The organism is Dapis brunnea BLCC-M229, from assembly GCF_050015995.1.
GTDB lineage: Bacteria > Cyanobacteriota > Cyanobacteriia > Cyanobacteriales > Microcoleaceae > Trichodesmium.
The window spans coordinates 29,711-41,779 of the sequence record NZ_JBNHEP010000288.1 but is presented as its reverse complement, the minus strand read 5'-3'; the positions used below and the strand labels follow the sequence as shown (position 1 = coordinate 41,779).

Below are 12,069 nucleotides of genomic sequence, written 5' to 3'. Positions count from 1 at the left end.
TTCTATTTTTAGTCTTAGCTTTTTTTATAGTAAATGTAGTATTTACTGCTCATTATTTTTCTAAGATTTCTAGAGAGCTATACATCAGAAAGAAAATGCAAACACAAATGAAAATGAGGGCAAAACCTACAAGATATCGATACTAAATTTTAAGTAAGCTTTCAGCGGTCAGCTAACCTCTTACAGAGGAACTGCGTTAGTCTCCTGCGGAGGAACTACGTTAACAGCTATTAGCTTCCGAGTTAAATCTACATTTCTCGCCACAAAATTGTATGGGTTGACAACTCAAGCTCGTTCTTCTTATACTTCAATTCTATAGTTGAAAATGTAGTAGAAGTTAAACGAATACTTGCTTCATTCATTAAAAAGCTGTTTGCGTAGCATTCCGCACGATTAGCTGACCGCTAATGGCTGAATGCTTACAATTTTAAGGCAATAAATAATTTAAGACAGATGATTTTTCAGCATCTAAAAGACTTTTTATCAAGTTATCAAATTAACAAGATTGGAGGTGAGGAAAATTTATTGTCGTTTGGCTTAAAAATAGGTTACAAATTATCTAAATTGCCTAATTTATTACTACTTAATTGATTACTAAAAATGCTTGATTTTCTGAACCCTATTCTGGGTCGTCATCCAGAACGAATGAAAGCAAAGGTCGAAATTTATACTTGGCAAACTTGCCCGTATTGTATTAGAGCAAAACTTTTACTCTGGTGGAAAGGTGTTAACTACACCGAATACAAAATAGATGGCAATGAAACTGCCAGGAATAGTATGACTGAACGTGCTAATGGAAGTCGTACTGTGCCACAGATTTTTATTAACGATCGACATATTGGTGGCTGCAATGATATTTATGCTTTGGATAGCAAAGGTCAATTAGAACCTTTATTGATTGACATACTCCCAAACTAAATCAAAGATTTATTTCAACGTTGGCCCTTGACCCGCGTTCTCCCGTTTCGGCTGTCGCCGACATGAAAGGTGGAGCAAGTGTGGCAGCTAGCGCGGGGAGCTCAGAGATGGCAAAACCAATCAATAAGAGCGGTTCTTACAATTACTTTGCTATACTTAATGGAATCCGGCTGCTGGGCTAGCAGTGGAGCGCGCCAGTCGCTCTTAGGGGAGACCCCCAAGAGCGCGCTGTCAAGTCTTTAGGAGCGCGCCTTTAGACCGAAAAGAAGGAAGGGCAAGGGAGGCAGGTGCTGTGTTTCGCTTTCCTACTGAATGCTAACGCAAACGCGACATGAAAAGCGCAGCTCCTCTGTTAGCGTAGCTCCTCCGCAGGAGGCAAGAGGCAGCAGAAAGCCCTAAGAGCGTGATTGTGAGGAATCCTGCCCTGTCTCGTAGAGCAGCGTCGGGAGGATGTCAAGCCTATGTCTATTGTTTGTATGCCTAGGATGAATTTTCCAGTCCTTGAACGGACATAGTTGAGTTGAGAAGTGGTTATATCAAATACTTTTAAAACTGTTTCCTTTTCCTTTTTTTTTCTTCCCTCTTTATTTAATTCTCAAATAACGAAAAATCTGCTGCAAATTTATCTAAATTATCTAACCGCCATCTAGCATCAAATTGGCGGTTTGTTTGTAATTCTAAAACTCTTATTCCACGACTTGGTAAAGGATTTAAAAGCTTTTGTAATTCCTTCCAGGAAGATATGTTTTGATGTTCTACATCATAAGTTTTACATAAATCAGCAAAATTAATATCTTGGGGAGTAGCAAAAAATTCTGTAAAAGGTGGTTCAAATTTAGCTATGGGTAACATTTCAAAAATTCCACCTCCCTGATTATTAATCAAAATAATAGTTAAATGACCGACTAATTTATTTCTCAATAAAAAACCATTGGTGTCATGTAAAAGTGCTAAATCTCCTGTTAACATGATACTGCTTTGATGCCGATGGGCAATACCTAAAGCTGTTGATAAAGTACCATCTATTCCGTTTGCACCTCGATTGAAAAATGGCTGAATTTGGGAATTATTATGAACCCAGAAAAATTCTACATCTCTAACTGGCATACTATTAGCAATAAATATTGGTGTAGTTTTTGGTAATGTCTGAGAAATTAACCAAGAAATTTTTGGTTCCAATATCTGATTAACTTTTGCCATTTTTTTGTCAATATTTTCTCTAACCTTTGCTTCATAATTACACCACAAATTTAAGTAATTTATATCAGAGTTATTAAGGATAATTTCAGGAGTCAAAATTTTGGCTAGTTGTTCTACTGAAATTCGTAAGTGAATTGTCTTACCATGAAGCGGATCGAAGTTATGGTCACTTTTGTCAATAATTAATCTGTGGGAATTAGTTACTTCTAGCCAACTTCTTAGTTGTTTACTTGTTGGCAATTCTCCGATTTGTAAGACTATTTCAGGAATGAGTTTTTCTGCTAAGTTCTGATTTCTTAAAATTAAATCATAAGTGCTAATTAAATAGGGATTTAACTGAGAGTAGTTTCTTAAAGGGGATAAACCTTCAGCTAAAACAGGGAAATTTAAAGTTTGGGAAATTTCAGCGATCGCCTGACAATATTCTTGAGGTTTTTCTGGTTGTGCTAAACCTGCAACTATGATGCCTTGCTGAGATTTAAGTTGATTTTTTAAGAGTTCTATTAAGTCATAATTTGGCAAATATTCTGTTCTTAAAACTGGCTGTACAGTAGCAAAAAATTTTTTGGGAAATTTTGATGCTAAGGCTATAGTTTCTGGTTGGGGTATGGGTGGTAAAGGGTCTCGAAAAGGAATATTAAAATGCACAGGTCCGGGTGTAGGAAAAGTAGTTTTTTCCCAACCATAAATAACTGTTTGTCTTAAATATTCCAGTCTTTTTAGTTCTACTGAAGGTAAACTTAGTTCAATTTGCCAGTTAGGATAATTACCATATAATTTTACTTGCTCTATAGTTTGACCAGCATGACAATTTCGTAGTTCTGGGGGTCTATCTGCGGTTAAAACTAATAGTGGGATACGACTTTCTTTTGCTTCTATTATGGCTGGATAAAAATTAGCTGCGGCGGTACCGGATGTGCAGACTATAACCACAGCATGATAATTTTTTTTTGCTATTCCTAGGGCAAAAAATGCTGCTGAACGTTCATCAATAATCGGAATAGCTTCGATTTTGGGATGGGTGGCGAAGGCGAATGTTAGAGGTGTGGAACGAGAACCAGGACTGATAATTGCTGTGGTTAATCCTAAACGTTTTAGTGTTTCTACTAAAATGGATGCCCATACTGTATTGATATTTCTAAAATCAATTGACATTGTTGAGTTTTGAATCTTGAATGGTAATATGTCAAGCCAAAAAGGTCTAAGACAGTATTGAATAACTGAAACGAACTATGGAAAATAATTAATCTTCTGCCTTCTGCTATCTCTAACCAGTTCTTTGCTAAACTTGAATTTTTGGTTTTTTCTTTCTACTTTTAAACTCCTTGCTTTTTGACCTTTGCTGCACTACTTCTGGTGGCGGACCATAATCTCCATCAGAGAAGTATTGTCGCTCTACTATATGTTCGGGTTCTACTTCAATCCATAAACGAGCACCCCCGGCTTGACTTTTATTTGGTTGATGGGGTCGATAAACTACTTGGCAAGGTCCATTAATTTTCAGAGCATGGCAATAATCCTTTTTATCTCCGACTTTTACAGCAACTGCGGGATAAGCAGTACCATTATCTCGGTTGTAATCTATAGTCTTTCGTAAAACATGAATAAAAGTATTGCCCGTACGTTTATTCTTATTCCAAGTTCCTTCAGGACCACGACTACCTGGTATAATATCTGGCATTCCCCGATGATTAAGGGGAATCATCCAAAGTTTTTTGATTTTGTAAGCTCCTATAACTCGGCCTTGATTGAGTAGTGTTCGTAATCTACCTGTTGAGATATTGAGTAGAAATGCTGCTTGTGTTGTACGTACTGATGAAGCGCTCATAACTATAACGTCTTAGTTTTAAAATACATTTATATATTACATATAAATTAAACTAGGTAATTCTTAATTTACCAAGAAAATTGAAGAAGTAGCAAAAGGAAGAGAAAAGAACAGGTGATTTCCTTATATTCAATCCTCTCGGTTTTCACTAGAGGTCATTATCTATTAATGAAACATACTCTAGGCGCTGAAAAGCCGATATTGTAAAAATTACAGGGAAAAAAATTAGGTGGCTGCGCTATTGTTTATTCCCTATTCCCTACTATTACCGAAAGTGGTATTAATTATGATAATTAGAAAAGGTAAGCATCCAGCTATTAGCGGTCAGCTCTCAGCAATAAAAATGAACGATATAGCTTGATAGACTATTAAGGTTAACTGATGGACTTTTACAGTAACTTTTAATTCTTTGAAATCTTCCAATTGCTTTCTCCTCTTTTAAAGGTAATGAAGCTGATAACTGATAGCTGACTGCTGAATGTTTACTAGAAAAGAAATAAATCCTTGTAATTTATTGATTATTTTTCAAACTAAAGCTTTCAATAATGTCTGAAATTTTAGTTGAACTTCTGCCAATTCTTTATCGGGTTTAGAACCACTAACTATACCTGCACCAGCATAAAGTCTAGCGCGGTCTCCATCGATTAAAGCTGACCTAATACCTACAGCAAATTCTCCATTTCCTTGATGATCTATCCAACCAATGGGTGCTGCATAAAGTGAGCGGTCGAAAGTTTCAAAATTCTGTATTTTTTCTTGAGCAATATCTCTAGGAACTCCTGCCACTGCTGGTGTGGGATGGAGTTCTGCTAATATTTCTAATAAATGAATATTTTGGGAAATTTCTGTTGTAATTGGTGTCCATAAATGTTGAATATTTGACAATTGTAGTAGATTTGGTTGAGACGAGTAATTAGGTTTTAATCCTAAATCTTGGAGACGCTTAATAATGAAATCTATGACAAATTGATGTTCTCGTAAATCTTTTTCACTACATAATAAACTATTGGCTAGTTTGGCATCTTCACTTGGGGTTTTACCTCTAGGTGCGGAACCTGCTAAAGCATCTGTAACTAATTGATTATTATTAATACTAATTAAGCGTTCTGGACTGGCGCATATAAAATTCTGACCGTTGCCGTTACTAGTAGAAAGTATATAGCAGTCTGGATAAATCAATCGCAAGTTATTTAAGGATTTGATTAAGTCAAAATTTGTTTGAGAATATATATCTATGGCATGAGCTAAAACAATCTTTCTTAAAGAATTTGAGTTGATTAAGTCTAGAGCTGAAGCAACTGATTTTTTAAATTCTTGTAAATGATTGACGTTAATTCTCCGCAGTTTTTTATAAGGTGTAGTGAAAGTTAATAAATGAGTATGATTTATCTGGGTTATTTGCTGGAATTTATACCAAATTTTTTGGGAAATATTTTGAATGTTAATAGAGGTGTTAATAACTGTATTAATCACAAGTATGTTGCGGTTATTTGTCTGAGTTATTTGCCACTTTGGTAGAAATATTGTTGCTGAAGGAAAGTGAGGATTTATAGATAATTGTTGTGGGTAATTACCATTTTGATGAAGGTTCTTTAGATTGGCTTGAGTTTGGTTTTCAAAGAATGTAAAACTACAAAAAAAGTGGAGACCTGCATAGGGTAAATGTGTCGCACCTAGAGAAATTGTATTATTTAAACATGATTGAATAAAAGATTGAGCTTGTGCAAAACGATTCCCACTTTTAACGGTCAAGTGGTTAGCAGCGTCAATGGCAGCGATCGCCAAGCTATTTTTGTGAATATTTTTTTCTCCAATGATTTGTTTTTCTAAGTAAAAATGTAGTTGATGTGGTTCACAAATTTCTGCCAATATTGCTAGGGGATCTACTGGTAATATTTCCAGAGAAATACTAATTATTTTTGTCTGCATTTTGTCTGTTAATGTCTGTTGACAATTAAACAGAAATTGATGCAGGTCTTGATAGGTTTGAAACAGATTAATAGAAGTTGGTATTACAGGCATGAAAATAAGAATAGCAAATTTTCACTGAATCAGAGAGAGCGATCGGTGGGGCTGTCCAATTCTTGGCAGTGGCCAAATTTATCCCCTAGTATTAATTAACATTAGAGTTTGTAAGTTTATAGACAAATATTCATCCACAGACTTACTTTTTCAGGTGTTATCCTGAATGGAATTACTCCTAATCCCTCTATTCCATCGGCATAAGCATTTGGAACTGCCTTTAATATGAGTATTGTAACTGCCGTTGAAGTCAACATTGATTAACAAGCCATTTTTTGATTTGTATAAACATAAGCATGATTCTTTTCCCACTAAATTTATATTTGACTCCCTGGCTATAATTTGGGATGTTCTTAAGATCCGTTAAAGCTCGCTTTTGATGTGTAACTTTCTTCGTTGATAATTACTTTCATACCTACCTTATCTGCTTTATATGTCAATTGTTCTATAAATTTACGATCGGGAATTTGGGCAAAATTTTGGTTATTTCTTTCCCCTAAATTAACCTCTTGTTTCCATTTTTTATTATTGCCTATTTCACTAATAGATAATTGATAATTAGAGATAGTTTTCATTGATACAGGACTTTCCGGTGTAATGAGGTAAACCTTGTTTTAAGACAGAAGTCAGAAGTCAAAAACTAAGAAAATTGGACTGTACCTCATAGCAAAGGAAACCGCTGTAATTTCGAGATAGTTTTCATTATCCATTATTTCTTATCCACTATTCATTATTCATTACTAGGTATTGCTTTATAGTCAACAGAATCTTTAATTAAATGATAATTTTTGGCCGCGTTTAAATACTTCTAGTTAAAGATATATTTTTATCTAACAATATAATTAACTGTATTAAAGAAATTATTTGATAAAAAGCATAATTTATCGATTTCTTTATAATGAGAATAGTGCTTGCTAATTATATATTTTTCAGTCAGTTTCATTTGGCAATTCCTGAGTTATTTTCTCTGTTTTTATTTGCGCCCTACGGAGTCCATACATTCTCGCACTAAAAGCATAAATAATTGATACTAAATCTTGCATAAGTTCATCTTTTTAATTTTTAGCTTGATTGACAATTTATAATTATTTGTCTAATTTATTTAGTAATAGATGAATAAAGTAACATAGTTATCCGTAAATGTCTATATTTTTATTGAAATTAAATAAGACCTTTTTTCACATCCCTTTTGTGACGATAGGGCATAAGGGATTATTCAGGCAAGTCGAAAACCTAAATCAAGTCAAATGTAAAGGAAAAATAAATTACGTTATTTTTTGTTAAGATTTTGGTATGACTGGGAAATTAAAGTGGTAAGAGATTAAAAATTGTTATTAGTAGAAAATATCTCTGGATAATATTTATAATTGTTTTGAGTTAGAGTTAAGAAGTTTTTCATAATCAACTTAACCATAACAATCAACTTACATGACTATTATGAAAATCAAGAATTAATTATCAAATCAAGATGACAGTTGAAGTAGCAAATAAGTCTGATAAAAAATTATGGTTAGCTGCTATTAAGCCACCTATGTATAGTGTAGCAGTTATGCCGATATGGGTAGGAACAGCAATAGCTGTCTGGGAAAAAAATGGGATTAATTGGTCTATTTTTTTAACGTTTATTACATCGGCAATTTTAATTTTGGCTTGGGAGAATATTAGTAACGATGTGTTTGACTCGGAAACAGGTATCGATCAAAATAAGCACCATTCTTTGGTGAACCTGACTGGGAATAAAGACTTGATTTTTTGGCTAGGTAATCTATGTTTATTTTTAGGTATTTTGGGAATTGTAATAATTAGCTGGTGGTTGCAGGATTTAACCGTAATTGGATTAATATTGCTGTGTTGTTTTTTAGGATATATTTATCAAGGTCCTCCGTTTAGATTAGGCTATCAAGGTTTAGGAGAAATTCTATGCTTTTTTGCTTTTGGTCCGTTGGCAATTTCTGCTGCTTATTATAGTCAAACTAAGGCTTGGTCAATTAACAGTTTCACTGCATCAATAATTATTGGAATTACTACTACTATTATTCTCTTTTGCTCCCACTTTCATCAGGTAGAAGATGACTTAGCAGCAGGAAAGCGATCGCCTATTGTGAGAATAGGAACTAAAGCAGGTTCTCAAGTATTAACTTTGTCTTGCGGGATTGTTTTTGCAATCATTTTTATCTGTGTAAGTTTAGGATTTTTCCCAGTTTCGACTCTATTAAGTTTTGGTGGTTTGCCTTTTGGTATTTATTTATGTCGTCACGTTAGTAATCATCATGACCAACCAGAAAAAGTTAGTAACTGTAAATTTATTGCAGTTTATCTACATTTTTTTAGTGGATTACTATTTGGCTTAGGATTTGTTCTGTGAATCTAAAAACATTTGCAATACATAAATTGGTAGTCCTAAGAGACTTTTTGTAAAATAAGTATTAAGAGAGATGCGTAGTGACTAAAATCTAAAAGTAGTAAGACTTAAAGGCATTGAAATATCCTAGATAGAGATATTTTCGGTACATATATTCCTAGATTTAAAAGTGACAAATATTTGTCTTTATTTCTTCCTGCCTATTTCCTATTCTCTGTCTCCTTTTTATATTTCCTGATACATTCAATCTCTAAAGATGTAAGGATGTGAGTTGGTATAGCCCTTAAATTGCCATAAGTTAGATGAGTAAAATCATTACCGAATTATTAATTGTTAATAATTAATAATTAAATAATTCTGGTTTAAAGCCTCTCCTTTTAAGGAGAAAAAGCGGTCGTTTGCGGAGCAGTCCGTAGGATGGGATGGCGAGGTCTCCCGCTCTTAACAGAGCCGCGAACGCTTTTCATGTCGGCGACAGCCGAAACGCCATATCCAATCGACCAAGAGAAGAAATAATATTTCCTTAGATTCAATCAAGAACGGTTTTAACCAGAGGTAATTATCAATTATCCATTATCCATTAATGAATTGTTTACCACTACCAATAACTTTAGGTTATTCCTACAATAGAAAATATATAGATTACAAAAAAAATCCTTTAGAGCAAGTATATTTATCTATAGATAGCCAAAAAAAAGGTAATCCTTTGATGATTATGATTTATTGTGGGATTAGGGAAAAACGATTACAGGATTACTAGGAAAAGGGAATATAAAATACTCCAAATTTGCTCCTTTTAAAGGAATAGTATTTCCTGGTATACTTGATTTTTTCAAAAAATCACTACTTGTACAGCACTATAAGAAAAAAAGAATTTACCTACAAACATGAAGTTCGTTAAATCAAGTATCATTCGTAAATTCCCTAAACTTATTGAGAGGGCTTCTCAATTTTAGTTATTCCTTCTTCCATTAATAATATGTTATGATTTGTAAGCCAGAACAATCTATAGCATTTAAAAATTAGCCTTATACTGGAAAATAATTTGTCAAAAGGAGCATTAAAGCCATGGTTAATAAAATTCAAAAAAGTGAAAAAGAGTGGCAGGAGCAACTCACGCCAGAACAGTTCAATGTCACAAGAAAAAAGGGAACTGAAAGACCATTTACAGGGGAATATCACAACAATAAAGAAAAAGGAATATATAAATGTGTTTGTTGTGGTACTGACTTATTTAGTTCAGAAGAAAAATACGATTCTGGAACAGGTTGGCCTAGTTATTGGGCACCTATTAATCAAGAAAATATCAAAGAAGAAACGGACTGGAGTTTATTTATGCGGAGAACAGAAATTCTCTGCAACGATTGTGATGCTCATCTTGGTCATGTTTTTCCTGATGGTCCCCCTCCAACAGGGTTGCGTTATTGTTTGAATTCTGCTGCGCTGAAGTTTGTTAAGTCTGAATAAATAATTGAGAATTATAGTGCTATAAATATAAGCATTCAGTTATCAGCTATTAGCTTAATTAGCTTGAGTTGACAACTCAAGCTCGTCGTTCTTGTTGTTCAATTCTCTGGCTGAAAATGTAGTATAAGTTAAGCGAATGCGCCCTTAAGGGCGGGGTATTAAAAAGCTGAGAGCTGACAGCTAATAGCTGAATGCTTATATATCAAATTACTTTGTTCAGAATTATTGATTAATGCTTGATGGGAAAAATTATAAATTTAATTACTCTTTAACTGAAAAAAAAAATAAACAGGTTATTCTATTACTACATGGGTTTATGGGGAGTAGTAATGATTTTATAGAAATTATTCCCCAGTTATCTAAAAAATTTTGTTGTCTAACAGTTGACTTGCCTGGGCATGGAAAAACTAGAGTTTTTGGCAGTGAAGAATATTACAATATGCCCAACACTGCCATAGCATTGATTGATTTATTAGATGATTTAAAGATTGAAAAATCTTATTTATTTGGCTATTCAATGGGTGGTAGATTGGCATTATATCTGGCGATAAATTTTCCTACTCGGTTTGAAAAAATAATATTAGAGTCAGCATCTCCAGGCTTAAAGAGTCAAGTAGAGCGATCGCTTCGTTATGAGTCAGATTTAAAATTAGCTAATAAGTTGGAAAATAGTAACTATGAAGAGTTTTTATCGAACTGGTATAGTCAAGCATTGTTTGAATCTTTGAGACAGCATGATAATTTTGAAAAGCTCAAAAAAAGGCGGTTGGAAAATAATCGATTGGAATTAGCAAAGTCTCTCCGAAATTTGGGAATAGGTAATCAACCTTCACTTTGGGATAAATTATCAAATCATCAGATTTATACATTATTAATGGTGGGAGAGTATGATGATAAATTTCAAGCTATTAATACAGAAATGGCAGAATTATGTCAGGTTGCTAAAGTGAAAATAATTCCTGAATCTGGTCATAATATTCACTGTGAAAATCCTAAAGAATGGGTTGAAAGTATAATAAATTTTTTGGTAAAAGGAAGAGAGAATAAGGTATGAAGCTATTCCTGCTCCATCAGTCTTAAAAGCTTTGTTTAATAGGGAGTTAGGAAGTAAGCATAGATTATACTAATATTATTGATTGGATAAATAATATTAAAGGATTTTTTCCTTATTTATTTGTTTCTGTTGCTCACCTTAAAACCTCATCTCACCATTAATATAAGAGGTAGAGGGGTGAGTTTTTTCAAAAAAAATATTCTCAAAAAAGCATGCACTATAAATTAGAATTTTCTCTCTACAAACGAAACTTCAAACAACCCCTCAAAACCAATCATGGTATCTGGAATATTAGAGAAGGAATTATTCTACAACTAACCAGTAAAACTGGAGAAATCGGTTTAGGTGAAATTGCACCTTTAAGTTTTTTTGGTTCGGAAACTTTGTCGGAAGCTTTAAATTTATGTCACCAGTTGCCAAAAGAAATTACAACAGAAACAATTTTTTCTATTCCCGATAATTTACCTAGTTGTAAATTTGGCTTTGAGTCAGCTTGGGAAAATATTAAACAAGTAGAAATAGGGGAAAAAGAAGAATTAAAACACCCTAATTTTTACAGTGCTTTATTACCAGGGGGAGAAGCAGCTTTAGAAATTTGGCAGCAACTTTGGCAAAAAGGATATCGCACTTTCAAATGGAAAATTGGAGTCGATCAAATTCAAACAGAACTAGAAATATTTCAGCAGTTAGTTAAAGAACTCTCTACCGAAATAAATCTGAGGTTGGATGCTAATGGAGGATTAAGTTTTGAAGAAGCAAAGCAATGGCTAGAAATATGCGATAATCTCAACATAATTGAATTTATAGAACAACCTTTACCTGTTGATAAATTTTCAGAAATGTTGGAATTAAGTAATTACTACTCTACCCCTATTGCCTTAGATGAATCTGTTGCGAACCTCAGCAAAATGCAACAATGTTATCAACAAGGTTGGCAAGGAATATTTGTGATTAAACCTGCTATTTTTGGTTCGCGTGCGGAACTGCGTGAATTTTGTCAAAATCATCCTATTGATGCAGTTTTTTCTTCAGTATTTGAAACAAAAATTGCCAGAAAAGCAGCACTTCAACTTGCTACGGAATTACAACCAAATTTAAGAAAAAATCGTACTTTTGGTTTTGGTGTCACCCACTTTTTTGATCAAGATAGAGAAAATTCAGGCAGAAGTAGAAATTTCGAGTCTGTATTTGTTTGAGGGAGTCGAACTTTATCTATAT

10 protein-coding genes are annotated in these 12,069 nt (G+C 33.7%); 5 read left to right on the top strand and 5 right to left on the bottom strand.

Annotation, left to right across the window (positions count from 1 at the left end):
- Positions 1-600: 600 nt before the first annotated feature.
- Positions 601-918, top strand: coding sequence for a glutaredoxin 3 (gene grxC, locus ACP6PM_RS33225; protein WP_426591120.1), 318 nt, complete (start codon positions 601-603; stop codon positions 916-918).
- Between the two features lie 588 nt (positions 919-1,506).
- Here grxC and menD read toward each other — a convergent pair.
- From menD to ACP6PM_RS33200, 5 genes are all read right to left on the bottom strand, one after another.
- Positions 1,507-3,273 carry a 2-succinyl-5-enolpyruvyl-6-hydroxy-3-cyclohexene-1-carboxylic-acid synthase gene (gene menD / locus ACP6PM_RS33220; protein WP_426591119.1) on the bottom strand — a complete coding sequence of 589 codons (1,767 nt, stop codon included), beginning with the start codon at positions 3,271-3,273 and terminating at the stop codon, positions 1,507-1,509.
- Between the two features lie 127 nt (positions 3,274-3,400).
- A complete protein-coding gene (locus ACP6PM_RS33215) occupies positions 3,401-3,946 on the bottom strand; it encodes a DNA-binding protein (RefSeq protein ID WP_426591118.1) in 546 nt (181 codons plus the stop codon).
- A gap of 525 nt (positions 3,947-4,471) precedes the next feature.
- Positions 4,472-5,968, bottom strand: a complete 1,497-nt coding sequence (locus tag ACP6PM_RS33210) for an isochorismate synthase (protein WP_426591117.1) — start codon at positions 5,966-5,968, stop codon at positions 4,472-4,474.
- A gap of 116 nt (positions 5,969-6,084) precedes the next feature.
- A complete protein-coding gene (locus ACP6PM_RS33205) occupies positions 6,085-6,225 on the bottom strand; it encodes a hypothetical protein (RefSeq protein WP_426591116.1) in 141 nt (46 codons plus the stop codon).
- A gap of 96 nt (positions 6,226-6,321) precedes the next feature.
- Complete coding sequence (locus ACP6PM_RS33200) at positions 6,322-6,543, bottom strand: IS200/IS605 family accessory protein TnpB-related protein (protein WP_426591115.1); 222 nt, start codon at positions 6,541-6,543, stop codon at positions 6,322-6,324.
- Positions 6,544-7,436: 893 nt separating this feature from the next.
- Between ACP6PM_RS33200 and menA the strand changes: the two genes are divergently transcribed.
- The 4 genes from menA (at position 7,437) to ACP6PM_RS33180 (ending at position 12,047) form a co-directional block, all read left to right on the top strand.
- Entirely contained in the window at positions 7,437-8,333 is an 897-nt protein-coding gene (menA, locus tag ACP6PM_RS33195; RefSeq protein WP_426591114.1) for a 2-carboxy-1,4-naphthoquinone phytyltransferase, read from the top strand.
- Between the two features lie 1,065 nt (positions 8,334-9,398).
- On the top strand, positions 9,399-9,797 hold the full coding sequence (gene msrB / locus ACP6PM_RS33190; protein WP_426591113.1) for a peptide-methionine (R)-S-oxide reductase MsrB: 399 nt from the start codon (positions 9,399-9,401) through the stop codon (positions 9,795-9,797).
- A 232-nt stretch (positions 9,798-10,029) separates the two neighbouring features.
- Positions 10,030-10,851, top strand: a complete 822-nt coding sequence (gene menH / locus ACP6PM_RS33185; protein ID WP_426591112.1) for a 2-succinyl-6-hydroxy-2,4-cyclohexadiene-1-carboxylate synthase — start codon at positions 10,030-10,032, stop codon at positions 10,849-10,851.
- Between the two features lie 212 nt (positions 10,852-11,063).
- A complete protein-coding gene (locus ACP6PM_RS33180) occupies positions 11,064-12,047 on the top strand; it encodes an o-succinylbenzoate synthase (RefSeq protein WP_426591111.1) in 984 nt (327 codons plus the stop codon).
- Positions 12,048-12,069: the final 22 nt, after the last annotated feature.